This is a genomic window from Bradyrhizobium sp. 172, from assembly GCF_023101065.1.
GTDB classification, from domain to species: domain Bacteria; phylum Pseudomonadota; class Alphaproteobacteria; order Rhizobiales; family Xanthobacteraceae; genus Bradyrhizobium; species Bradyrhizobium canariense_D.
The window spans coordinates 4357618-4378902 of record NZ_CP064701.1; the positions used below are offsets into that span (position 1 = coordinate 4357618).

A 21285-nucleotide genomic window follows, 5' to 3' on the forward strand; every position below is an offset into this window, starting at 1 on the left:
AGCGGCGACTTGAAAACAGGCGACCAGAGGAAAAAGAAGCCGGATTTCAAGGCCTGGTGACAGCGTTAACCAGGTACAAAGCCTCCGCAATGCACTCCCAGAAGACCGATGCCAGGACAAAGCAAGCGCCCCCTCCCTCGCCTTCGCAAGCTCCGGCGTAGCGCGCGATCGATGCGAAAGACCTTCGCCCGCGCACCGCGGATGGTTCGGATCGCGGGCGGCGCGGCGATGCTGCTTGCGGTCCTCGTCCTCGTGAACATCGCCTATCAAACGGTGCGCAAGCCGACCGAGCTGTTCGTCCTAGTCGGCCATGCGCTCGACAAGGAGCCATCGGACACGTGGCGGCAATACGGGCCGCTGTTCCGCAAGCATTCCACCGCGACGATCACGCCGGAATTGCTGGCCGCGCTGGCGCAGGTCGAGACATCGGGCAATCCGCTCGCGCGCACCTACTGGCGCTGGCGATGGAGCTTCAATCCGCTCGCGATCTATCGGCCCGCATCGAGCGCCGTCGGCCTCTTCCAGATGCTGGACGCAGCCTTTGCTGACGCCGCGCGGTTCTGCGTTCGTGGCAACGCGGTCACGGAGGCCGGCTGCGGCTCGACCTTCCTCTATAGCCGCGCGATTCCGAGCCACGCCATCGAGCTGGCATCGGTGTATCTCGACCGCAATCTCGCCGATGTTCTCGCCCGCGCGGGCGATGTGAAGGCGAGTGCACGCGAGAGGCAGGATCTCGCCGCCTTCATCCATCTCTGCGGCGCAGGCCCCGCAACGGCCTTCGCACGCCGCAAGTTTCAAATGGCCGCCGACGAACGCTGCGGCGATCACCTCGTCGCGAGCTATGTCGCCAGGGTCAACGCGATGAAGCGGCAGTTTGTGCGGCTCGCCGCGGAGGACGGCGACTAGCAAAGGAGCGTAGCCCGGATGAGCGAAGCGACATCCGGGAATGCTGCGGCAACGTCCCGGATATCGCTTCGCTCATCCGGGCTACAGGAGCCAATCAATTCCGCGTCCGTCGGTGGCCTTCACCACCAGTACGGCCAGCGCCATCCCTCGTAGCGGACATATGACGATACCAAGGGCGGGCCGTAGGGATCGACCCGGTCGTCTTCCGGGCGATAACGATAGCGTGGAACGATATTGTAATCCCACGGCGTCGGCCGGAGCACGGGGACATCCACCCTCAGCCGTTGTTCATCCACCACTCGCGCCTTCCGCGCCCGGGCTTCGGCATCCGATATCCCGAGATTGCACAGCACCAGGGCGGTTCCGAGCGCACACGCGACAGTCATGATCTTCATGCGTTGGTCTCCTTCCCCCAAGAGTGCAAAAGGACGTCAAGCAAGGCAAGCGAATTTGCGATCAAGCTTTGCCGGAATGACCGATGCCGGCCGCCCCGCCGTCATTGCGAGCGGAGCGGAGCAATCCAGACTGTCGACCGCGGCCCCTACTCCCGCGCGCGCCGCACCGCCTCCGTCAGCTTCATCCTCTGCTTGTCCCACCGGCTCTGCTCCGTCTCGGCACGCTCCTCGAGCGCCGCGCGCTCAGCTTCGATCGCCTCCGCCCGCGATTCGTGCTGCCGCCTCGCGTCGTCCAGCGCCGCCTGCGCGTTCGCGACTGCCTTGTCGCGGCGCGCGCGCTCCTTGGCGCGAGCGGCCTCCTCCTTGCGGCGCTCGGCTTCCCGCCGCCGCTCTTCCTTCTCGAACGCCGCGGCGGCCTTGCGCGCCTGTTGATCGTCGACCTTGCGGGATGGTTGCTTTGCAGCCTTCGCCGGAAGCTTTCTCGGCTTGGACTTCGCTTTGGGCTTTTTTGGCTTGGCCTCGTCGTCAGCGAGATCGGTCGGCAACTCGGAATGCTCGGTGAACGGGCCGTCCGAGCCGACCGGACGCCGGAGCACCACGCCCGGCTTCTCCATCGTTGCCGCGACGATGTCGGGGTCGTCGGTCTCCTTCGCGGCGCCCTGATGGAACAGATTGGACCTGGCGCCCCAGGCGTCCAGTGCCGCCTTCATCGAGGGCGCGGCGATCGCCTGGTCGTAGAAGCCGAGCGAGGTCTGGTAGGTCTTGAGTTTTCTTTTTGGTTTTGCTTTTTTCGGCATGTCGCTCCGCAGCTGGCAAGCCACCAGCTTCCTGCGGCGCCATCATGCCATACTGCCCCTGTTTTGCCCGACGAGTCAAATTCGATTCGGTATCGCCGAAGTCGATACCGGGCGCGGAGGCCCAATACCAACGTTTTCGGATTTCCAACACACTGAAATCCCTCGAGATTTCTACTGTGCATGGGGTTGTTTTCGACGTTTTTGTTTTGACGGCTCGCCACCTACGCTGCGTCGACATCCTCAGGCGCCGGCCCCGCGACGAGCCCGTCGAGGCCGACCATCAGGAGATCGGCGATGTGCATGAGCTGGTAGAGCGGAATGTCCGCCTCACCCTGCTCGGCCAGCGACACGAAGACCGGCGTGGCGCCGATCAGCTCTGCGAGCTGCGTTTGCGTGTAGCCGCGCCTCTCGCGCGCGCTTCTCACGCGCGCACCGATCCCGAGCCGGTGCCGGGACTGCTCGTCCGCGGTCATCATCACGGCCTGCTCGTCCGCGCTGGCATAGCCGTCCGCGAACGCGCTGCCGATCAGCCTCCCCTTGCGCCAGGCGACCCGGCAGTCCTTCCGCAGTCCGCTGCTGAAGACCAGCGTGAACTGCTCGGCGACCCAGAGCGAGGCGTTGAGGCCGAGGCGCGCGCCGGTGCCGGAGACATCGCGGATCGTGCAGGGCGCGCTGATGACCTTGCCGGTGCCGTTGTCGAACTCGACAATGCCGGTCCGCAAAATGTGATGTCTGACGGCGGCGCGATGCTCGCTCATGACGGGACGCTCCTTGCGCGGCGACGTCGCAGCCGCAAATTCCGGACCTCGATACCGCAGAGTTTTTCCTGAACTCCTAAATTTCCAAGGGTTCGACCAGGACTGAAAGCCATGGTAAAGGATTTGCTCCCAATCCACCTTTATCCGGCGGACAGCGTGCGGCGCGCCCGTGACGGGCGACGAGGCGAATAATGACCGACGCGATGAAATGCCCGACCTGCAACTCCGAGCACGCCTATCAGGATCGCGGCCTCTGGGTCTGCCCGGAATGCGGCCATGAATGGAGCGGCACGGCAGAGGCCGTCGCGGACGCCGCGCAAGAGGCCGGCGTGCGCGATGCCAACGGCAATGCGCTCGCCGACGGCGACAGCGTCATCGTGATGAAGGATCTCAAGGTCAAGGGCTCCTCCTCCGTGGTCAAGGGTGGCACCAAGGTCCGCAACATCCGCCTGCAGGACGCCACCGACGGCCACAACATCGCCTGCAAGATCGACGGCATCGGCGCGATGAACCTGAAATCGGAGTTCGTGAGGAAGGCGTAGCCGAGGCCCCGGACTCGCCAGGGCAAATCCGCCAGCGAGCGCGCCGAACGGCTGGGGCGGGAGCTGACCTGCCGCGGCGTCAAGTTTACCACCATCGAATGGTAAGCGCCGTCCGGTGGCTGCGATCTATCGCTGTCTCTGCGCCAGATAGAATCCGCACAGCACCGTCACCAATCCCGCCGTCTGCAATAGTGTCGGCGGCTCGCCGAGCAGGAGCCAACCGGTGAGCACCGTCAGCGCGGGCACGCAGGCGGGGACAACGGCGGCGCGGGCGACGCCGAGGCGTTGGACCGAGACGGCGAACAGATAAAGCGCAGCCGGGCCTGCAAGCACGCCCTGTGCCAGCGCCTGGATGGCGTTCTCACCGACACCGATCGCCGCGATCCGCGCGAGTCCGCCGGTCATGAGGTAGATCGGCAGCAACAGCAGCGACAGCACGTTGATGACGAGCGCAGCCGACACGGCGGAGACCCGCCAGTGGCGCACCAGCGCGCCGAAACCCGCGAACATCAACCCGGTCAGCACGAAGGTCAGATCGCCGAGCACGCCGTCAACGCCGATATGACCGATCGATTCCGCGCCGATCACGCCGAGCCCGCCGACGATGACGACAGCGCCGGCGATGCGCGACCAGGAGACATGCTCTTTCAGGAACAAGGCCGCGAGCAGCAGGCCGCCGAGCGTCGCGCAGGAGGGCTGGATCACGCTGCCATGGCCGAGCGGCACGAACAGAAAGCCAGTGTAGGAGATCAGCGACATCACGGGGCCGCCGAGCACCATCAGCACAAGGCCCCTGCCCCAGCCGATGCCGCAGAGATCGGAGATTCCGCCGCGTATCACCAGCGGCAGGAACGCGATGCCGGACCAGACATAGCGATGCACGAGCAGATCGACCGGCGTGAAGCCGAGCTTGAGGCCATGCCGCGTGCCGGCAAAGCCGAGCGCCCAGAACAGCGCCGCGGCGAGGCCGCAGAGCACGCCGACAAGCGCCGGCGCTTGATCGTTCTTCCGAATGCGAGCGTCAGCGCCGCTCGTCCGCTGATCCATGGGACAAAGCGGTACGCCGACAGAGGCCGTCGCTCAACCCATGTGCCTGCAAGGCTGGCACGCAAGCGAGAGACGCCAGCGCGCCTTCGCTCAGAAAAATCCCGGGCTGAGATCGAGCCCATACGTCAGGCTGAGCACGAACACGAACAGCGCGGCGGCTGCGAACAAGGCGAGATGCTTGAGAATGAACGCGCGGGGCGAGACGCTTGCAACAACGGCTTTCTGTGCAACGGGCACGACTACTCCATTATGAAAATGATTCTTGGCTACTCAATATGCGGCGCCCGCATCAAGCGCCGCGATCCAGAAAGCAACTATTAAAGAGATCACACTCGCTTTGAACGGCCGTACACAACCGGCACGTGATCATGACTCGCTGCGCCAAAAAAAGACCGCGCTCCCGAAAGGGAACGCGGTCCGGGCAGACTCGGAGAAAGCGAGCCTGCATCACATTGGCTTGACGTTGGCTTGTGGCGCCCCCAGATCAGCGGGCGCTACCCGTCGTAACATCAGCGGTCTTCACCTTGCGCGGCGACAGAACGCGGGCCTGGTGGACCGAAGCAACGTTGGTGGGCGCCGAGGCCTGCTGCTCGACATGCGCGGCACCGAGCACGCGCACCTGCATCGGGGAGACCGGAAAGCCGTTCGCCTCATAAGTCGGCAGTTCGGCGGCGAAAGCCGCGGTGCTGCCCGCGATCGTCAGGATGGCGGCGGCGATTGACAGAGTCTTCTTGTTCATGGGTGATGCTCCTTCAGTGGAAGATTCGGAGCACATTTAAGCGCATTTTGCTGCATTGCGACATGTGCTGTTGCAATGCAACAACGCGCCGGGTGCATGGCAATATGTTTAATGCGCGCGATGTCTTGGCAAAATCACCGCCCCGGCGCGAAATGACACCCTAATGAGCGGCGGTCAGCCGCCGAGCACGTGGCCCCAGCCGTCGAAAACGTAGGCTTTCCAGATCACGGTTCCGTCTTGGCCCGGCCGGCTGGCACGCCTGAAATCGTCGGCCTGCTCAGCAGTCCAGGTGATGATCGTATCGGAGAGTTGGTCGTGCAGGATGGCGGGCTCGGTGGGATCGAAGGCGTCCATCGGACGAAGCGAGGAATGCGTCATGCGCGCCTAACGCGCTAGCCGTGACAAGGTTGCCCAACGTGCCTGCGAAACACCGCCACGCGGCCTGCGCCAAAATATTCGCCTTTATCGAATTTTGCACAACGCTGGCGAGCAAGCGCCCGTGGAACCGGAACCCGCGTTGCCGCCGCGCAACACCTGCTCGAAAAGCCCGCTTTCGCCGAATTGCGCCATTGCGCCGCCACACCCTCCCCAGAACAATCGACGCGCGGCGTGCCTTTTCGTGCAAGACTGTTTGGCCAAGACTGTCTGGTCAGACTGTTCGGAGAAGACGAGGTTCAACAGAACCGTTTGGAGGCAGGGATCATGAATGATCGGCGGTCTCTTCTGGTGGCGGTCTCCTGCCCCTCGGCGGTTCTCGCCGGCTGGCTGGCGCTCTCTCTGTCCGCCTATGCCCCGGCCCTCATCGAGAACAGCGGCGCCAATGCTTCCGCCGTCTCGCGCGCGAAGGATCTCAGCCGACTTGACCTCGCCGACATCCCGCACGCTGCGGCCATCGAGGACGGCGTCGCCCTGACCTCCGATATCGCGGCCGCTATCGCTGCGACACCAGAATTGGTCAATGCTGAAGCGGCAGCGCCCGAGGCGCCAGCTCCGGCCATCAAGCTCGCCTCGGCCGACCCAGTGCTGATCTTGCCGACCGAAGCGCCGCTCGCGCCGCAGATGTCGCCTGACCCGACACCAGTCGCCAGCGAGGTTGCTCCGGCTCCGGCGCCGGAGCCCTTGGTAAAGCTCGCATCCGCCGATCCCACTGAGATCGTGACGACGGAGGCGCTGTCGCCCGCGACAATCGCGACCGGCCCCGCGCCCGTGGCGAGCAAGGCCTCGGCGTCTGCGGACACGACCGCGGTCCTCGACGAATGCTACGTGATGGAAGCCTGCATCGACCGCTATCTCTGGGCGCTCTACCAGCGCACGGCCAAGGAAGACTCGATCAAGGTCACAGATCGCCGGGCCGTCACCGTCAAGCGCAAGGGCAAGATGGTCACAGTGATGCGCAGCTTCACGAAGCTGGTTGACGAGGACTTTGGCTGGAAGGATCCGAAGGCGGCCGACCGCGCCGGCATGTCGATGATGGACTACGTCATCGGCGGCATGGACAAGAGTTTCAAGAAAAAGCTGTTTCGCACACTGCTCGCGGCTGAGGCTGCCGGGCTTTCGCCGGGCATCACCAGCGCGTTCCGCGACGACTATCGCCAGTCGATCGCGAGTGGCCTGAAGGCCGCCTCCGACCGTTCCTATCACGGCGGCAGCACGCGCGGCGGCTACGGGCACGGCATGGCGGCCGACATCGTCAGCACCAAGGGCGACAACCGCGCGCAGCGCTGGGTCTCGACCGAGGTGCTGTGGAAGTGGGTCGACGCCAATGGCAAGGCGCTCGGCATCGGCCGCCCCTATCTCGGCCGCGATCCCCCGCATGTCGGCCCGGTCGATGGTACGGAATACGTCTCGCGCCGAGGCACGTCGGACCGCAAGGAAGCCAACGTCAAGCCGAGAAAAGCGCGGGCCGTGGCAAGCGCAAAGCCGCCGAAGGCGAAGGCACAGGCGACGCGCGAGCAGAAGGTCCCCGCGAAGCCGCAGAAATCAGCGCAATCAGCCACGAAGCGCGCGACCTGAGTTTGACGGCTTATCGTCGCGGCGTCGGCAACGGCACAAGCCGCATCTCCGCGGTGCCTGCTTCCTGCGTGCGCACCAGCACCGCATAGATGGTTTCGACTGCGAGCCGCACCGCCGCCTCGGTCGCTGTGCCCTTGGCCAGATGCGCCGCGATCAGGCCGGTGAGAAGATCGCCGGTGCCTGAGGGGCGGATCGGAAGGCGCGGCGTCGCAAAGCGCGACAACTGACCGCCGGCGCACAGAATCGTTTCCACCTGCCCTTCCGCCGTATCAGTGAGCGTGCAACCGGTGGCGACCACGTCGATGCGCCCAGTCCCGGCCAGCGCCGCGCACGCCGCGCGCAGGCCCTGCGCATCCGCGATGTCGAGGCCTGCGAGCAGCCCGAGCTCGAACTGGTTCGGCGTGGTCAGATTGGCGGCGGGCAGCAGCCGGTGCCGGACCACGTCCAGGATGCCGTCGGCGACATAAACCCGGCCGTCATCGCCGATCACGGGGTCGCAGAGATAGACCAGCTTCGAATTGCGGGTCAGCGCCCGCTCGACGAAATCGGCAATGACAGCGGCATTGCTGGGCGAACCGAGATAGCCGGTAACGAGGACCGCAGCCTCGTCGACGAGATCGCGCTCTTCGACGCCTCTCAGCAGATCTGAAACGAGCTCTGTCTCCAGCACCCGCCCGCGCAAGGTCGGATAGCGCGGATGGTTCGACAGCAGCGTTGTCGGCACCGCCGCGACATTCACCCCTTCCGCCTGCATCGCATAGGCGGCGGCGCTGTTGCCGACATGGCCGTGGACCACCTGGCTTTGAATGGAGATGACGAGCATGAGGGAGGTCCGTAGGAGTAATTGTCTAGCGAGAGAAGGGTCGCCCGGATCACGAAAACTCATATCCAAGTCCCGGCCGCAGCGCTTGCATCTTCCGCGCCAGCCGCCGATGCCCGCTCTCCTCCGACCGCGCAAGCCGGCCGGCGACCGCGACGTGGTCCACATCGCTCTTGTGCTGATTGAGCTTGGCCTGCCCCTCGACGGTATCCACCACGAGATCGACGACGCGGATCGCAGCCAGCATGCTCTCGCGCTTGCCGGGCTCCATCTGTGCGAGGTCCCAAGTTTTTTTTGGCAAGCGCGCTTCCGAGACCGCGAGTAGTGCATCGCCGTGCCTGCGGTTCTCGTCGAGCCCGCGCAGATGCGCTACGCCCGACAGGTGCACGGCCTCGTAAAGCCAGGTCGAGACGTTGTCGCGCGAAGAATACCAGTCATTGGAGATGTAGGCGTCGTCGCCGGCAACGATCAGCAGAAAGCGCCCCGCACCATCCGCGAGCGGGACGAGCGGATTCCTGGCGGTGAAATGGATTTGCACGATCGTGTGCCCGTCGCGCTGCTCCAGCACGAAGGGCACATGCGAGGCGCGTGGACCGCGCTCATCCGCCGCGACGATCGTGCCGAAGCCGCGCTGGCTTGCGAATTCCAGCGCTTGCTGCTCCTCGATGCGGAATTGGGGGCGGAGGACATGCATGGCGGGGCGCTCGTTGACTGGCTGAAGGACAAACCGAGGCTAACTCATGATCCAGTCAAGTCAGAAGGGGTATTGGCCCGCAAACGCGGATGTCAGGAATGATCCCGGAGTCGTGCCAGCTCATCGATATAGGCGCAGAACATGTCGGCCATTGCGTCGGCGTGACGCGCGATCTCCGCCTCGTTGCGCGGTGTCTCCGAGAACTGCTTGCCAACCTCGCTCAGCGTCGTCTTGATCAACTCGCCGGCAAGCGCCCGCGTCGCATCCGGCGCCCTGGGCAGGGCCTCCCGCATGAAGGCCGCGACGATGCCCTTACCGGCGGCCCGCGCGTCGTGTGCTTCGGGCGCATCGCGATAGAGCGGCGCGGCGTCGCTGAGCGCCGTGCGGATCGCAGCCTCCTCGCACTCGGAACGAATGAAGGCGTGGACGAGCGCGCGCAGCCGTACCAGTGGCGGTTTCGCCCGGTCCGCCAGGATGCCGCGCAGGAGCTCGCTCGTGCGCCGCCACTCGTCGCTCTGGAGGCGGAACAGGATCGACGCCTTGTTCGGAAAATATTGATAGAGCGACCCGACGCTCACCCCGGCCCGCTCGGCCACTCGCGCCGTCGTGAAACGCTGCGCCCCCTCCTTGGCCAAGACCTGAACAGCCGCGTCCAGAATGGCCGCCACCAGCTCGTTCGAGCGGGCCTGCTGTGGCTGTTTTCGTGAGGAAACTGAATGGCTTCGGCGATCTGCCATGGCACCCTCGGGCAACGCGAATAGCGAATGCGACGAATTAGTCGTATTTCAATTCTCACGCAAGCACTCGCAGCACGGCGACATCTGGAGACTACAGATGTGGACGGCCCCCCACTTGTCAGGATTGTAGCAGACTTTTGGCCAGATCGCTTGCTATCAGATGTCCGGCCTGTTTGCGCGGACAAAGCCCGCTGGCCGAGATGGTGTTCGCTACGCACGCTCCAAGCACATGGGCGACATTCTTAGTGCCAGTGTAATCTTCGGAAGCTCGCGCGTATCGACCGATCGGTCCTTCCATCTACTGCGTCCTGCAAGTTCGTGGGCAATCCGCCGAGCAACCTCGCTCGCGGGCCGATTTCAGATCAAGTCGGCATGGCGGCTACCGGCTGCTTGTACACGCCACCCGATATCATCAGGCGCCAAGCGATGCGGGCAAACTTGTTTGCCAAGGCCACCGCGACCAACTTTGGCGGCTTTCGCCCCAGCAGCGAAGCGAGCCATTGTGTCGGCTTATGACGGCCCTTTCGGATATGCCTCAGCAGTGCGGTTGCACCGACGATCAACGTCGATCGCAGTATAGAATCTCCGGCCTTTGTAATGCCGCCGAGCCTTTGCCGGCCGCCAGTTGAATGATCCTTGGGTGTCAGCCCGAGCCACGCCGCAAAGTCGCGACCCGATCTGAACGTCTCGGGCGGCGGCGCTTTCATGCTGAGCATCGACGACCCAATCGGACCGACGCCTGGAATTGTCGCAATACGCCTGCTGATGTCATCCTCGCGATGCCACTTCATCAGCTTGGCCTCGATCTTCGCCAGGCGAGCTTGGACCGCGGCATACTCGTCAGCCTGAAGGCGGAAGAGATCCCGCGCCATTTCCGGCAGGCTTTCGTCTTCGAGCACACGTTTGATGAGTGCCGCGACGTTCTGCTGGCCGGCGGGCCCGACGATACCAAACTCAGCGGCATAGCTCCTGAAAGCATTGGAGAGCTGCGACTTCACGCTGACCAGGCGTTCCCGCACAGTCATCAACATGCAAGCCGCTTGCCGTTCCTTCGACTTCACCGGTACGAACCGCATGCTGGGCCGGGTAACCGCCTCGCACAGTGCCTCGGCGTCGGCCGCGTCGTTCTTGCCGCGCTTCACGTAAGCCTTCACGTATTGAGGAGGGATCAGCTTTACCTCGTGCCCGAAAGATTGGAGCAGGCGCCCCCAATGGTGCGAGCTGCCGCAAGACTCTATGGCGACGAGAACCGGCGGAAGCCGCTCGAAGTAGCGGATCATCTCGGCTCGCCGAAATTGGCGCCGGACAACCACTACCTCATTTTCATCAACACCGTGAAGCTGGAACACCGACTTCGAGGTATCCATGCCGATACGAACGGGAATATTCATTAGACTTTCCTCTCATCTTTTCTGTGACGCCGAGAGCGCCATCAAACCGTGGGGATGAGAGGCCGTCCACACCAGCACATGACCACCCCGACCATCACATCACTTGCGCCACTGCTCGATCGTCTGTTCGACCAGGACGAAGCGGCGCGCGGCGCGATGCGAGCCGCCTTCGCCGATGTGACCGACGCCGACCGCGCACGGATGATGCGGAGCAAGACCGCTTACCGCGACCTCTACGGGCGGCTGAAGGACGCACCGCTCGCGGTCTCCCGCGAGACCGGTCATCTGCTTTACATCCTCGCACGCAGCTCCCGCGCCAAAGCGATCGTCGAGTTCGGCACCTCGTTCGGCATCTCGACCCTGCACCTTGCCGCGGGCTTACGCGACAATGGCGGCGGCCGCCTCATCACCAGCGAATTCGAACCGTCCAAGGTGGCCCGGGCGCGCGAGAACCTCGCGGCCGGCGGGCTGCTGGACCTCGTCGAAATCCGCGAAGGCGACGCGCTGAAGATGCTTCAAGTCGACCTGCCCGACACGATCGATCTCGTGCTGCTCGACGGCGCCAAGGCGCTCTACCCCGATATCCTGGATCTGGTCGAAGGCCATCTCCGGCCGGGCGCGATCATCGTCGCCGACAACGCCGACGACAGCCCCGACTATCTGGCGCGCATGCGCAGCCCCGGAAGCGGCTACATGTCCACGGCCTTTGCCGAGGACGTCGAACTCTCCGTGCGGATCAACTAACGCCACGTCGAATCGGCGCGACACCAATGAGCCGCCGCGCGAACCATCGCGCGGCGGTTTCGTGCTGCGCTCCGCCGTGTCGCAGGTTCGTCACTGACGCGTGATAGTTGGACCCGGCAATGTCGCTGCCGCCTTCGTCGGCATCGCGCTGATCGTGTCCGGAGTGGTGGTCATCAACCTGTTCTCGGCGGCCACGGTGCATTGATGCCGGCAAGGCCTTCAGCTTCGCGACGCCGTCTCGCAGCCGGCTCACGCTATTGGCTTTGCGACGGCTTGGGAGGATGCGGCCTGGATCGCTTCGCGCCAGGCTTGGCCGCAACTCGCGGCGGCGCCGCATCGACCGATTCCAGATAGGCGGCAAGTGCCTTGGCTGTATCCGAACTGGTTGCGTAATGGTCCTTCAGGAACCAGGACAGCGTCAGGTTGAAGCGCCCTTTGGCAAGGCCGCGGGGGCTGCGATGGCACGTCGTGCAAGCATCGGCGAAGAGCTTTTGCGGCGACTTGCCGGCATCGAGATTTTGCGCGGCGGCAAATGTCGCCGTCAGAACGGCCGCGGCTGCAAGAGTCATCGTTGGAAGAGTCATCAGGGGCGCGATCAGATCGCGCCCCGGTCGAAAGTACGAGATCAATGTCGTCCTGCCCGGTCTTGCGGTCAGGCCGCCAATAGCTGATCGAAGTCGGGCGGCGCGTAGGCCTTGCCGTCCTGGTCGGTGATGACGACCTTCCACCCCTCGCTCGCCCAAACCTTCGCCTTCGCCACGATGAGCAAACGGCTCTCGCGGGCAAAACTGCACTTCTCGTTGTCGCGTTCTGCGACCATCTTGTAGGCCAATGCGCATCCCCTTGCGTTGCCCCTGCACCTGCTCTCGTCGTGGCAGCGGGCTTTGGCGGCAATTCGCCGGGAGCGTGGCAATTTGGTGCCATCCGCGGCAGCATTGTGCTTTGTTCCGGCTGAGCGAAGGAGATCGATCGTGCGCCGCTTCATCAATGCGATTCTGCTTGTCGCGGGCTTGTTTGGTGCGGGCCTGCTCGGCGTGCCGCCGACAGCCGCCCAGACCTACGATCCGCGCCATCCCGTCTGCATCGAGATCTACACGATCGACGGCCGCAGCATCGATTGCAGTTTTGCGACGATCGCGCAGTGCGCCGCGACCGCCTCCGGGCAGTCCGCCCAGTGCTACGCCAATCCTATGCCACGCGGAGCAGACAGCTGAGCCCGGTTCCGTCGCCGCCGCGACGAAGCCGATAGCATCAGGTCAGCGCTCCGATCAGTGGACGCGAATGATATGGGGACGGCCAAGATCGATCAGCCCCTGCACCGCCGAGAGGCGGTCGTCGAGAGCTGCGATGGTCAGCAACAAATTGTTGCGGCGTTCGTCGAGAAGGCCCATCTCGGCGCCGGAGAGTTTGGTGCTCGATCGCTCCTTTTGAATCACCTCGAGAGATTGGCGCAATCCGGCAATCAGGCCGGACAGCTGCTTGGCTTCCTTGGTCATCGACCGCTTGGCGACATTGTGGCGGCGCGTCTCCGCCTGGTTCTGTCTCATCGTCGTCATCCTCCCGTGCCCCGCTGCCCCGAGTGGAATGCTTACAGCTTTGAGTAGACATATTACGATCGATGAAATCTGCCCGCGAAGAAGCTTCTTAAATTGTATGGGCAGGGAACCCGTTCCGGCCCAAACAGAAAGCCCGGCGCGAGGGCCGGGCTTTCGTTGGCAACTTTAGTGCTTTTGGTGCCCGCCACCGGGACCGCCGGCCGGGGCACCGCCGCCGTGCGGCGCGGCGTTGATGTGAGGTGCGCCGCCGCCACCGCCGTGAGGCATCGCAGGCGCAGCCGCGCGCGGCGCAGGCATTTGGGCATGAGCGTTCATCGGCGAACCGTGGCCGACGTTCGGCTGAGCCACATGCGGCATCGCGGGCCGGCTTGCGGGAGCGGCTGATACGCGCGGCGCCTCATGTGGGCGCGCCATCGGCTGCGCACGCAGAGCCGCGCGGTGTGCGGCCTGCTCGTGCATGATGCGGGCCTGAGCGTCCCGCGGATTGCGGCTCTGCAGATTGGTCCGCTCATGCGCGATGGGGTCAGCTCGTCCCGCACGGCTCCGGTCCGTCGTCACCGGAGTCTCGTGCCTGGCGATGGCGGCGTCGTGCCGTGAAGTTGCGGCATCACGGCCGGAGACCGCGGCCGCGCCCTTGACACTTTCCTTGGCATTCGCGCCGTTGCGCCCGAGTGCGACCGCCGCATCGCGCGTTGCCGCGCGGCCGATGCGAGCCGCGCGTGGATCGATCGTCATCCGCGTCGCGTCGCGCTGATGCGAAGTCCAGTAGCTATTCCAGTGAGCATGCCGCCGATACCAGGGCCGCCCCTGATAATAGCTCGACCAGTACGAGGTCAGCACGAAGGGGACGATCGGCACGTCGACCTCGTCGACATAGTCAGGGAGATAGACGTAGTGATTGCGATAGAGATATTCGAGATATTGCGACGACACCCAGCCACGGTCATCCGAGAAGCTCACGTCGCACCAGGCGTTGCCGCGCAGGCAACCATGGATGTCGACGCGGGCGCCCTCGGGGATGCGATCGACCAGGGGAAAGCCCGAACCCGGCCCGGCGCGCAGGCCGGTCGAGACGGTGACCATGCCCGGTGCGGCCAGCGCGGCCGTCGGGGCGAGCAGCAATGCGGCTAACAACACGCTTCGGAATTTCATGGCGTAGTCCTCCTCTTTCGAGTCGGAACGCGCTAGCGGAACGGGCGTTCCGCGTACGAAGGTCTCATCCGCCAAAAGATCGAGACGGATGCCGCGCGCGGTTCAATATTCATTCGCCGTTCATCGACACCGCGCGCAGAGAGAGCCTACGTGTGCGCCGCCGGCCCGTCAGTTCACTTGCAGCATGAAGCCGTCGAAGTACGCAGCAAGCGCAGCAAAATCATCGAGCGGCAGCACGGTCGCGACATACTGATCCGGCCGCACCACGACCATGCAGCCCGCCTTGCGGTCAATGCCGCGCATGGTGAAAACGTCCTGACCATTCTTGAGGTCCGGACAGAACATCTTCTCGTAGTCGATCAGGCCGTAGCGGCCCTTGCGCGGCAGCAGCAGCGCAGGCATCGCCTCGAGAGCGAGCTCGCGATGATCCTGCTGGAAGACCGCCCGCAGGTCGATCACGCTATCGATGTCGGCGACCGCGGGGGTGTAACGCCGGACCGGCGACTCCCGCGCATCGGAGAGAAAATTGCACAAGGCGCGAACGGCCGATCCGGTTGCTGCAGGATCCTCAGCGCCGGAGAAAGCGTAGATGCGGAAGCGGCCATCCGCCTGCGCAGCGTGACCGAGATGCACCGGCTTGGCATCCGCAAGCCGGATCACCGGTGCGGAATGAAATCGCGTGCCGATGACGAGGCCTTGCGCGAGATGCTGGTGGGACGTCGCTCCCGTCAGAACCGACGGGCGGTAATGCGTCGCCGTGCCGGCGGTGTAGCGACCGTGCCTCACGAAATAGTCCTGCGTCCTGGCGGCGTCGGCGCCGCCGGCCTTGGCGGCGGACGCAAGAATCCCCGCCCATTCCCGGTCGAAATCGATCAGCTCTTTGGCAATCGCCTGGCGCTCGGCCGAATAGGAATGCAGCAGGCTCGGCGCAGACTGCTTCCGCAAAACGGCAGCGAGCTTCCAGCCGAGATTGAAAGCGTCCTGCATCGAGACGTTCATGCCCTGCCCCGCCTTCGGGCTGTGGGTGTGGCAGGCATCGCCGGCGATGAAGATCCGCGGCAGCCGCGTAGCGGTCTCGGTCTCCGGCACGTCGTCGAACTTGTCGGTCAGGCGCTGGCCGATCTCGTACACCGACCACCACGCGATCTCCTTCACATCGAGCGTATGCGGCTTCAGGATCCGCTGCGCCTTCGCGATCACGTCATCGGCGGTGATGTTGCGATTGGCGACGCGCTCGCCGATGTCGAGCTTGGCGAGCTCGACATAGAGGCGCACCATGTAGCCGCCCTCGCGCGGAATGATCAGCAGGCTGCCGTCCTTTGCCGACTGGATCAGAGCCTTGAAGCGGATGTCCGGAAAATCGGTCACCGCCAGCACGTCCATCACGCCCCAGGCATGATTGGCGGAATCGCCGAGCAACTCGCGACCGATCGATTTGCGCACTGTGCTGCGGGCGCCGTCGCAGCCGACGACGTAGCGCGCCTTGATCGTCTCGATCTTGCCCTCGTTCCTGCCATCGACCCGTTCGAGCCGCGCCGTCACGGCATGGTCGGCGGGACCCGCGGCCGGATCGACCTGAAGGTCGAGCAGGCGCCGGCTGTAATGGGGCTCGAGCCTGCCCGGCGCCTTGCGCATGACGTCGAGAAAACCGTCATGGATGCGCGCCTGGTTGAGAATGACGTGCGGGAATTCCGACAAGCCGTCCTCGACGTCCTGCACCCGGCCGCTACGGACGATATGTTCCGGCACCCGCTCGTCCGGCTTCCAGAATGTCGTCTCGTTCACCCAGCAGGCTTCCTTGAGGACGCGCTCGCTGAATCCGAAGGCGTGGAACATCTCCATGGTGCGGCATGCGATGCCGTCGGCCTGCCCGACCAGCAAGCGGTCCGGTTTCTGCTCGACGATGCAGGTCTTGATGTCGGCAAACTGCGCAAGCTGGCCCGCGAGCGTCAGGCCCGCAGGGCCACAGCCGACGATGAGGACATCGACCTCTTCAGGCACGGCGCCCGTTGCGCCAGAAGGCTGAATGCGCGCGGCGGGATCGGCGATTTCAGGGTCGCCCGGCTGAAATCCATTGAGATGGAATTGCATGAGCACCTCTCCCGCCGATGTTCCGGTTGGATATTGATCAGTATGCTGACTATCAGTATACTTGTCAACGATCCCGGCCGTCCCGCCCCAACGGAGAAATTCGGTGAAAGACAACAACGACATGCCCGGACATCTGGCGCGCCGATTCCAGCAGATCGCGGTCGCGGTGTTTTTGGCCGAGGTCGGGGATGCCGGCTTCGACCTCACGCCGGTGCAATACGCCGCGCTCGCGACCATCAAGGCCAATCCGGGGCTCGACCAGGTGACGCTCGCAGGATTGATCGCCTACGACCGCACCACCATCACCGGCGTGATCGACCGGCTCGTGCAGAAGGGGCTCGCGGAGCGCCGCGCCTCGCGCCGCGACCGCCGTGCCCGCGAGCTCGAGATCACCGACGAAGGCCGCCGCACGCTGCGCAAGATCACGCCGGCCGTCGAATCCGCGCAACGCATCATGCTGCGTGGCCTCAGCGCGAAGGAAGGTGATGATCTGATGCGCCTCCTGCACAAGGCGATCGCCGCCGGCAACGAACTCAGCCGCGCCCCGCTGCGCGGAGTGCAGGCATAGAGCGTTTTCGAGCGAGGTGGATACCGCTTCGCGTCAAGAAAACGTGCCAAGACAGAAAGCCCCGTAATTCTACCCCTCATTGTCGCAGTATCGCGAAACCAGGAACTAACCTTCGGCTGTTACGGTCGACGGCATTCGGCGTTTAACGCGCGATTAACTTTGCCGGTCTGGAGTTTCGGATGTTCAGGTTCCTCATTGCGGCAGCGGCGATCGCGCTCTCGACCGCTCCGGCGCTCGCGAATGGCCATGGCGGCGGCGATGCCCCTCCGCCGCCGAAGCCCGCGACCTCACCGGCGAAAGTCATCCTGACCAAGCAGGGCCCCACACTCGTGGACCTCAACGGCATGACGCTCTACTATTACGAGCGCGATACCACCGGCAAGACGTCGAACTGCAACGGGAAATGCGTCGAGAGCTGGGTGCCGCTGCCCGCAACGGCCGATGCCAAAGCGGTCGGCGACTTCACCGTGATCAACCGTAACGACGGCAGCAAGATGTGGGCCTATCGCTATCGTCCGCTCTACACCTCGCCGGCCGACAAGGCGCCGGGCGAGGCCAATGGCAATGCCACGACGCTGCAATGGCGCGTCGCCCGTCCCGAGAACTAGGGCGACCTCACCCGCGCCAGCTGGGCCGCGCCTCGACTTGCGCGTTCTGTCCGGGCGGCAGCACCACGACCATTGAGTTGAGCTTCACCCGGTCATAGAGATCGATCACGTCCTCGTTGCGCATCCGGATGCATCCGGACGAGATCGCCTGCCCGATATATTCCGGCTGGTTGGTGCCGTGGATGCGGTAGAGCGTGTCCTTGTTGCCGGCATAGAGATAGATGCCCCGCGCGCCCAGCGGATTGGCGGGGCCTCCGGGCACCCGCGCCGGATAGGGCCCGAGCCGCGCCTGGATGTCCGCCGTCGGAACCCAATCCGGCCATTCCGCTAGACGACCGACCCGCGCGACTCCGGAGAACGCCATGGCTTCCTCGCCGACCGCGACGCCGTAGCGGATCGCCTTGCCTTCGGGCAGCACGAAATAGAGATAGCGCGCATCGGTATCGACCAGGATCGTGCCCGGCTGCTCCTTGCGCGGATAATCGACGATATGACGGAGATATTGCTCGGGCACGTTTGCTTGCGCGTAAGGCGTATGCGCCAGCAACTGCCGGTCGCGGGTCGTCATGCTCGCGTCCGTCGATGGCGAAAGCGTCGTCTGCATGCAGCCGCCCAACGGAAGCATGGCAAGGACGAGTAGAACGAATAAGGATCTTGGCACCGCCGGCCCCGATAGCGATAGCAGCGCCCCCAGCAACACCAGATGCTGCCAAAATCGTGCTGAAAACAAGGCATTGTGGAACAATTACGCGTGTTTTCTGAGGCGGGTTCCATCACCACAAACGGCGCAAGAGCGTCGCACAGTCTCCATCCCCTCGCCTTGCTTTGGTCAAACCCGGCTGGACTCGTGGGTCATGGTGCTTGGGCCTCATCGGATTTGGGGATTTGGATGGGCCCACCTCAACGGATCTGCTCGCGCCAATGCGAACGACCGATACCTCAATACTCAACACCTGGGGCTTCAAAACACCCAGGCTTCAAAGGAGCTGCGATGCTCGCGACGCTGAACTCTCGGCAAATCGTCGATGAGATCGTGAAGGACACGGTCACGAACAACGACCCGCACGACGCCGTGCAGATTTCGCCTGACATTTTGCTGGCCTCGCGCCCTCTCAGCGTTGCGCCCGCGCTCGCGCCTGAGATCACGACCCGTCCGGAACCCAAAATAGATCCGGCGTTCCTGCTGAAGCCCAGAATGAATCCGGAGCCGAAGTTCAGTCCCGTCGCGGAGCCGCAGCCGGCAGCGCCCTCGGTCGACACCGCCGTGCGCGTCGCGGCCAGTGATGGCCTCAGCCGGCAGAAGCGCTCTTCCGCCGGCAAGTGGCTGCGCGGTGCGTTCGTCACGATGCTGTTTGCGGGCGGAAGCGCAGCCGCCACTGTCGCCTGGGAGAAACATGGCGACACCGCAAGACAGATGCTCGCCGAATGGACCCCGGCTTTGGCGTCGCTGTTGCCTTCGACGTCGCAGACGGCACCGGTCGCCGCCGCGCAGGCCGCGTCGCCTGCGGACCAGCCCGCAACTGATCAAGTCGCAACGGATCAAGCGGCCGACCAATCGGCGGCTCCGCCTGCAACCCAGGTTGCAGCAGCAGTGCCCCCGGCAACACAACCCGATCCTGTACAATCGGTGCAGTCGATGACGCGCGATCTCACCGCGATGGCGCAACAGATCGAGCAGCTCAAGGCCAACATCGCCGAGTTGAAGGCCGGGCAGGAGCAGATGGCACGCGAGATGGCGAAGCCGCCCGCGCCGAAGCCGGTGGCCGATACGAAGCCGCGCGTCGATCCGCGCGCGCAAATGTCCGCGCTACCGCCGCGGCCCGCGGCGCCGCCGGTTCGCAAACCGAAGCCGGTCGTGTCGCACACCTACATGCCGGCTTATTCGCCGGCGCCGCTCGCTCCGCCGCCGCCGGCCTCGCAGGCTGCCGCAGCCCCACCGCCCGCTGCCATGACGACGCAAGCCGTTGCCGACGACGACGGACCTGTCGTACGCCCGCCAATGCCGCTGCGCTGAACCATCGTCACGCGACGACGCGTCGCACCAGCGATGCTGTCAGAGTCGATGTGATGCGTTGAATCCGGATGACTACGGGAAGCGAGCTTCGATCGTTTTCCATCAAGAGAAAAGGCCGTCGGGATCTATGCCGGCGGCCTTCTCTTGCAGCTGCCGGTTCCCGGAGCCCGGTTCTGCTGCAATTCCATGCCTCATGATCACGCCGACATATTTAATAAAATCTTAACACGCTTGAATGCTGCACATCATTTCTGCGCATAAGCAGAGAGATTGCGCGCGCCGTTCATTCGATAAACATCGACTCAGTGGTACCATCGGTCATGTGTTGAAACGTCCACCCGAAGCTCAATTCGTCACACCGGGGAATTCGGATGCCTTACTATTCCTTCGATCTCGTGGTTGGTGAAGAGTTCAAGAACCAGGGCGGTATCATCCTCGAAGACATCGAGGTCGCCTCCGATCGCGCCGTTCAACTGGCCACCGAGCTGTCGCAGGTGAAGCCCGAGCTGCAAAGCAAGGGTTGCGCTGTGCGCGTCACCGACCGCGATCACAAAGAGGTCTATCGCACGCCGCTCGATCCGGTGCCGGCCTGGCGGCGCTAACCCGCCGGCCGGCTTCGCGGGCGCACGCTATCCCCATTGCGGAGCGGCGCGGCAGCCGCTAGCCTTCCCGAAAATTCGGGGAGGTACCAAGGATGCGCACTGGTTTTCTGATGACGGCCCTGTTGCTGCTGGCCGCGTCCGCCCAAGCGGCCGACCATCCACGCTCGACCTATGTCACGTTGGTCTTGCAGGCCTTCGCCGCCAAGGTCGAATGTCCGGGCACCGATATCGCCTACCAGGATCTGGTGCAGAAGGCGGAGCAGATGCAGCTGCCCGAAGGCACCACCGAGAAGGTCCGCAAGGCGATCGCCTGGATGCACACGGGTGGCAAGATGGGCGAGAAGCAGGACGACGATCTGATGGCCGAGGTCGCGGTGGCCACCCAGGCGACCGACCTCAACCAACGCCGCCTCGGCATGCCCAACTGGTGCGAGGCCCAGAAGACCAACCTCGCCGGCCTGATCCGCAGCAAGGGCGGCTAGCGTGATCGTGCGGCGTTAAGCACGCCGCGCCGGAATTTTTGCTTCGGCCAATAATCGTCACATTTCTCGCCAGCATGCGGCTCTTTCGAACTCGAACAGGGGAGCTCCATGCGGATCAACCATGTCCTTCTCGCGGTCGCGTTTGCCGTCGCACCGATGCTGACTGCGCCCGTGCTGGCGAAGAATTCCAATGCCCAGAAGGGCGAGGACAAATCGACCTCGTCTTCGTCGTGTAGCGCTTATCAGCAGGCGCCGGATGGCTCGTGGGAGCCGCTCCCCTGCAAGGAGACGGGCGAGCGCTCCCAGCCGCAGACACAGAATCGCACCTCGCCGCAGGGCGCTGACCGCGGGGAGCGTTGAACGCGGGGGAGTGTCAGCTCTGGTGCGGACCGCGGATGATCTTCATCGCGTCCGCGATGTGACGCCACTCTTTGGCCTCGTCGGCCTCGCCGCGGCCCTCACAAGCCCTGGCCTGTTCGGCGGCCTTCGCGATCGCAGCAAAACCATGCTGTTCCAGCATCTGGCGCGCGACGGTGTGGACCTGGACCTCGGTCATCATGGGCGTTCTCCCGTTTGACGAAACCGCGGTGCATCGCGCCGCCGCGGGTTGTTCACAACGATTGAGCCCC

29 protein-coding genes are annotated in these 21285 nt (G+C 64.3%); 11 read left to right on the forward strand and 18 right to left on the reverse strand.

The features are described 5' to 3' along the window. Window positions 1-108 precede the first annotated feature (108 nt). Window positions 109-906, forward strand: coding sequence for a transglycosylase SLT domain-containing protein (locus tag IVB07_RS21055; RefSeq protein WP_026232751.1), 798 nt, complete (start codon window positions 109-111; stop codon window positions 904-906). 119 nt (window positions 907-1025) lie between these two features. Here IVB07_RS21055 and IVB07_RS21060 read toward each other — a convergent pair whose 3' ends face one another. The 3 genes from IVB07_RS21060 to IVB07_RS21070 all read right to left on the reverse strand — a co-directional run bounded on the left by IVB07_RS21060 (window position 1026) and on the right by IVB07_RS21070 (window position 2856). After that, the gene (locus tag IVB07_RS21060; RefSeq protein ID WP_027517656.1) at window positions 1026-1301 is read right to left on the reverse strand and encodes a hypothetical protein; all 276 of its coding nucleotides are present in this window, start codon (window positions 1299-1301) and stop codon (window positions 1026-1028) included. A 146-nt stretch (window positions 1302-1447) separates the two neighbouring features. Next, entirely contained in the window at window positions 1448-2098 is a 651-nt protein-coding gene (locus tag IVB07_RS21065; protein ID WP_018454519.1) for a hypothetical protein, read from the reverse strand. A 221-nt stretch (window positions 2099-2319) separates the two neighbouring features. Beyond that, on the reverse strand, window positions 2320-2856 hold the full coding sequence (locus tag IVB07_RS21070) for a helix-turn-helix domain-containing protein (protein ID WP_026232752.1): 537 nt from the start codon (window positions 2854-2856) through the stop codon (window positions 2320-2322). 191 nt (window positions 2857-3047) lie between these two features. Between IVB07_RS21070 and IVB07_RS21075 the strand changes: the two genes are divergently transcribed. Then, window positions 3048-3398 carry a zinc ribbon domain-containing protein YjdM gene (locus IVB07_RS21075; protein ID WP_018454521.1) on the forward strand — a complete coding sequence of 117 codons (351 nt, stop codon included), beginning with the start codon at window positions 3048-3050 and terminating at the stop codon, window positions 3396-3398. 126 nt (window positions 3399-3524) lie between these two features. Here the strand turns inward: IVB07_RS21075 and IVB07_RS21080 are convergent, their stop codons facing one another. From IVB07_RS21080 to IVB07_RS21095, 4 genes are all read right to left on the reverse strand, one after another. After that, entirely contained in the window at window positions 3525-4445 is a 921-nt protein-coding gene (locus IVB07_RS21080; RefSeq protein WP_018454522.1) for a DMT family transporter, read from the reverse strand. A gap of 90 nt (window positions 4446-4535) precedes the next feature. Continuing rightward, window positions 4536-4682: a hypothetical protein gene (locus IVB07_RS21085; RefSeq protein WP_018454523.1), complete on the reverse strand. Its 147-nt coding sequence runs from the start codon at window positions 4680-4682 to the stop codon at window positions 4536-4538. A gap of 247 nt (window positions 4683-4929) precedes the next feature. Then, window positions 4930-5184, reverse strand: a complete 255-nt coding sequence (locus tag IVB07_RS21090) for a hypothetical protein (RefSeq protein WP_018454524.1) — start codon at window positions 5182-5184, stop codon at window positions 4930-4932. Between the two features lie 174 nt (window positions 5185-5358). Further along, the gene (locus tag IVB07_RS21095; RefSeq protein WP_247297420.1) at window positions 5359-5562 is read right to left on the reverse strand and encodes a hypothetical protein; all 204 of its coding nucleotides are present in this window, start codon (window positions 5560-5562) and stop codon (window positions 5359-5361) included. 324 nt (window positions 5563-5886) lie between these two features. Between IVB07_RS21095 and IVB07_RS21100 the strand changes: the two genes are divergently transcribed. Beyond that, window positions 5887-7197, forward strand: coding sequence for a hypothetical protein (locus IVB07_RS21100; RefSeq protein ID WP_026232753.1), 1311 nt, complete (start codon window positions 5887-5889; stop codon window positions 7195-7197). Between the two features lie 10 nt (window positions 7198-7207). Here IVB07_RS21100 and pdxY read toward each other — a convergent pair whose 3' ends face one another. From pdxY to IVB07_RS21120, 4 genes are all read right to left on the reverse strand, one after another. Next, the gene (gene pdxY / locus IVB07_RS21105) at window positions 7208-8020 is read right to left on the reverse strand and encodes a pyridoxal kinase (protein WP_018454527.1); all 813 of its coding nucleotides are present in this window, start codon (window positions 8018-8020) and stop codon (window positions 7208-7210) included. A 49-nt stretch (window positions 8021-8069) separates the two neighbouring features. Beyond that, window positions 8070-8711, reverse strand: a complete 642-nt coding sequence (locus tag IVB07_RS21110) for an FMN-binding negative transcriptional regulator (RefSeq protein ID WP_018454528.1) — start codon at window positions 8709-8711, stop codon at window positions 8070-8072. A gap of 92 nt (window positions 8712-8803) precedes the next feature. Continuing rightward, window positions 8804-9448 (reverse strand): TetR family transcriptional regulator, encoded by a 645-nt coding sequence (locus IVB07_RS21115; RefSeq protein ID WP_026232754.1) that lies wholly within the window; start codon window positions 9446-9448, stop codon window positions 8804-8806. Between the two features lie 362 nt (window positions 9449-9810). Beyond that, window positions 9811-10839, reverse strand: a complete 1029-nt coding sequence (locus tag IVB07_RS21120; RefSeq protein ID WP_247766646.1) for an IS110 family transposase — start codon at window positions 10837-10839, stop codon at window positions 9811-9813. A 78-nt stretch (window positions 10840-10917) separates the two neighbouring features. Here IVB07_RS21120 and IVB07_RS21125 point away from each other — a divergent pair, with 78 nt between their 5' ends. Beyond that, the gene (locus IVB07_RS21125) at window positions 10918-11583 is read left to right on the forward strand and encodes a class I SAM-dependent methyltransferase (protein WP_247362919.1); all 666 of its coding nucleotides are present in this window, start codon (window positions 10918-10920) and stop codon (window positions 11581-11583) included. Between the two features lie 254 nt (window positions 11584-11837). On the opposite strand, the gene IVB07_RS21130 is transcribed toward IVB07_RS21125, so the two are convergent. After that, window positions 11838-12152, reverse strand: coding sequence for a hypothetical protein (locus IVB07_RS21130; protein WP_018454532.1), 315 nt, complete (start codon window positions 12150-12152; stop codon window positions 11838-11840). Between the two features lie 83 nt (window positions 12153-12235). Continuing rightward, window positions 12236-12415 (reverse strand): hypothetical protein, encoded by a 180-nt coding sequence (locus IVB07_RS21135; RefSeq protein WP_026232755.1) that lies wholly within the window; start codon window positions 12413-12415, stop codon window positions 12236-12238. 139 nt (window positions 12416-12554) lie between these two features. Here IVB07_RS21135 and IVB07_RS21140 point away from each other — a divergent pair, with 139 nt between their 5' ends. Next, window positions 12555-12797: a DUF3551 domain-containing protein gene (locus tag IVB07_RS21140; RefSeq protein WP_018454534.1), complete on the forward strand. Its 243-nt coding sequence runs from the start codon at window positions 12555-12557 to the stop codon at window positions 12795-12797. Window positions 12798-12851: 54 nt separating this feature from the next. On the opposite strand, the gene IVB07_RS21145 is transcribed toward IVB07_RS21140, so the two are convergent. The 3 genes from IVB07_RS21145 to IVB07_RS21155 form a co-directional block, all read right to left on the reverse strand. After that, window positions 12852-13130, reverse strand: coding sequence for a hypothetical protein (locus IVB07_RS21145; protein ID WP_026232756.1), 279 nt, complete (start codon window positions 13128-13130; stop codon window positions 12852-12854). A 174-nt stretch (window positions 13131-13304) separates the two neighbouring features. Then, window positions 13305-14291, reverse strand: coding sequence for an SH3 domain-containing protein (locus IVB07_RS21150; protein ID WP_026232757.1), 987 nt, complete (start codon window positions 14289-14291; stop codon window positions 13305-13307). 168 nt (window positions 14292-14459) lie between these two features. Next, a complete protein-coding gene (locus tag IVB07_RS21155; RefSeq protein ID WP_247766647.1) occupies window positions 14460-16382 on the reverse strand; it encodes an FAD-binding monooxygenase in 1923 nt (640 codons plus the stop codon). Window positions 16383-16485: 103 nt separating this feature from the next. Here IVB07_RS21155 and IVB07_RS21160 point away from each other — a divergent pair, with 103 nt between their 5' ends. After that, entirely contained in the window at window positions 16486-16950 is a 465-nt protein-coding gene (locus IVB07_RS21160; protein WP_018454538.1) for a MarR family transcriptional regulator, read from the forward strand. 179 nt (window positions 16951-17129) lie between these two features. Continuing rightward, window positions 17130-17558, forward strand: a complete 429-nt coding sequence (locus IVB07_RS21165; RefSeq protein WP_018454539.1) for a hypothetical protein — start codon at window positions 17130-17132, stop codon at window positions 17556-17558. 7 nt (window positions 17559-17565) lie between these two features. Here the strand turns inward: IVB07_RS21165 and IVB07_RS21170 are convergent, their stop codons facing one another. Further along, the gene (locus tag IVB07_RS21170) at window positions 17566-18162 is read right to left on the reverse strand and encodes a L,D-transpeptidase (protein ID WP_198293348.1); all 597 of its coding nucleotides are present in this window, start codon (window positions 18160-18162) and stop codon (window positions 17566-17568) included. Window positions 18163-18549: 387 nt separating this feature from the next. On the opposite strand from IVB07_RS21170, the gene IVB07_RS21175 reads away from it, so the two are divergent. From IVB07_RS21175 to IVB07_RS21190, 4 genes are all read left to right on the forward strand, one after another. Next, a complete protein-coding gene (locus IVB07_RS21175) occupies window positions 18550-19572 on the forward strand; it encodes a hypothetical protein (RefSeq protein WP_018454541.1) in 1023 nt (340 codons plus the stop codon). Window positions 19573-19943: 371 nt separating this feature from the next. Next, window positions 19944-20174, forward strand: a complete 231-nt coding sequence (locus IVB07_RS21180) for a hypothetical protein (protein WP_007591727.1) — start codon at window positions 19944-19946, stop codon at window positions 20172-20174. A gap of 92 nt (window positions 20175-20266) precedes the next feature. Next, window positions 20267-20656 carry a hypothetical protein gene (locus tag IVB07_RS21185; RefSeq protein WP_018454542.1) on the forward strand — a complete coding sequence of 130 codons (390 nt, stop codon included), beginning with the start codon at window positions 20267-20269 and terminating at the stop codon, window positions 20654-20656. Between the two features lie 108 nt (window positions 20657-20764). Next, a complete protein-coding gene (locus IVB07_RS21190) occupies window positions 20765-21016 on the forward strand; it encodes a hypothetical protein (RefSeq protein ID WP_018454543.1) in 252 nt (83 codons plus the stop codon). 13 nt (window positions 21017-21029) lie between these two features. On the opposite strand, the gene IVB07_RS21195 is transcribed toward IVB07_RS21190, so the two are convergent. Continuing rightward, window positions 21030-21215, reverse strand: a complete 186-nt coding sequence (locus IVB07_RS21195) for a hypothetical protein (RefSeq protein ID WP_018454544.1) — start codon at window positions 21213-21215, stop codon at window positions 21030-21032. Window positions 21216-21285: the final 70 nt, after the last annotated feature.

Bases quoted from the DNA above. Each gene is read 5' to 3' on its own strand.
- IVB07_RS21055 (WP_026232751.1), top strand. From the start codon at position 109: ATGCCAGGACAAAGCAAGCGCCCCCTCCCTCGCCTTCGCAAGCTCCGG.
- IVB07_RS21060 (WP_027517656.1), bottom strand. From the start codon at position 1,301: ATGAAGATCATGACTGTCGCGTGTGCGCTCGGAACCGCCCTGGTGCTG.
- IVB07_RS21065 (WP_018454519.1), bottom strand. From the start codon at position 2,098: ATGCCGAAAAAAGCAAAACCAAAAAGAAAACTCAAGACCTACCAGACC.
- IVB07_RS21070 (WP_026232752.1), bottom strand. From the start codon at position 2,856: ATGAGCGAGCATCGCGCCGCCGTCAGACATCACATTTTGCGGACCGGC.
- IVB07_RS21075 (WP_018454521.1), top strand. From the start codon at position 3,048: ATGACCGACGCGATGAAATGCCCGACCTGCAACTCCGAGCACGCCTAT.
- IVB07_RS21080 (WP_018454522.1), bottom strand. From the start codon at position 4,445: ATGGATCAGCGGACGAGCGGCGCTGACGCTCGCATTCGGAAGAACGAT.
- IVB07_RS21090 (WP_018454524.1), bottom strand. From the start codon at position 5,184: ATGAACAAGAAGACTCTGTCAATCGCCGCCGCCATCCTGACGATCGCG.
- IVB07_RS21095 (WP_247297420.1), bottom strand. From the start codon at position 5,562: ATGACGCATTCCTCGCTTCGTCCGATGGACGCCTTCGATCCCACCGAG.
- IVB07_RS21100 (WP_026232753.1), top strand. From the start codon at position 5,887: ATGAATGATCGGCGGTCTCTTCTGGTGGCGGTCTCCTGCCCCTCGGCG.
- pdxY (WP_018454527.1), bottom strand. From the start codon at position 8,020: ATGCTCGTCATCTCCATTCAAAGCCAGGTGGTCCACGGCCATGTCGGC.
- IVB07_RS21110 (WP_018454528.1), bottom strand. From the start codon at position 8,711: ATGCATGTCCTCCGCCCCCAATTCCGCATCGAGGAGCAGCAAGCGCTG.
- IVB07_RS21115 (WP_026232754.1), bottom strand. From the start codon at position 9,448: ATGGCAGATCGCCGAAGCCATTCAGTTTCCTCACGAAAACAGCCACAG.
- IVB07_RS21120 (WP_247766646.1), bottom strand. From the start codon at position 10,839: ATGAATATTCCCGTTCGTATCGGCATGGATACCTCGAAGTCGGTGTTC.
- IVB07_RS21125 (WP_247362919.1), top strand. From the start codon at position 10,918: ATGACCACCCCGACCATCACATCACTTGCGCCACTGCTCGATCGTCTG.
- IVB07_RS21130 (WP_018454532.1), bottom strand. From the start codon at position 12,152: ATGACTCTTGCAGCCGCGGCCGTTCTGACGGCGACATTTGCCGCCGCG.
- IVB07_RS21145 (WP_026232756.1), bottom strand. From the start codon at position 13,130: ATGAGACAGAACCAGGCGGAGACGCGCCGCCACAATGTCGCCAAGCGG.
- IVB07_RS21150 (WP_026232757.1), bottom strand. From the start codon at position 14,291: ATGAAATTCCGAAGCGTGTTGTTAGCCGCATTGCTGCTCGCCCCGACG.
- IVB07_RS21155 (WP_247766647.1), bottom strand. From the start codon at position 16,382: ATGCAATTCCATCTCAATGGATTTCAGCCGGGCGACCCTGAAATCGCC.
- IVB07_RS21165 (WP_018454539.1), top strand. From the start codon at position 17,130: ATGTTCAGGTTCCTCATTGCGGCAGCGGCGATCGCGCTCTCGACCGCT.
- IVB07_RS21170 (WP_198293348.1), bottom strand. From the start codon at position 18,162: ATGCAGACGACGCTTTCGCCATCGACGGACGCGAGCATGACGACCCGC.
- IVB07_RS21175 (WP_018454541.1), top strand. From the start codon at position 18,550: ATGCTCGCGACGCTGAACTCTCGGCAAATCGTCGATGAGATCGTGAAG.
- IVB07_RS21180 (WP_007591727.1), top strand. From the start codon at position 19,944: ATGCCTTACTATTCCTTCGATCTCGTGGTTGGTGAAGAGTTCAAGAAC.
- IVB07_RS21185 (WP_018454542.1), top strand. From the start codon at position 20,267: ATGCGCACTGGTTTTCTGATGACGGCCCTGTTGCTGCTGGCCGCGTCC.
- IVB07_RS21190 (WP_018454543.1), top strand. From the start codon at position 20,765: ATGCGGATCAACCATGTCCTTCTCGCGGTCGCGTTTGCCGTCGCACCG.
- IVB07_RS21195 (WP_018454544.1), bottom strand. From the start codon at position 21,215: ATGATGACCGAGGTCCAGGTCCACACCGTCGCGCGCCAGATGCTGGAA.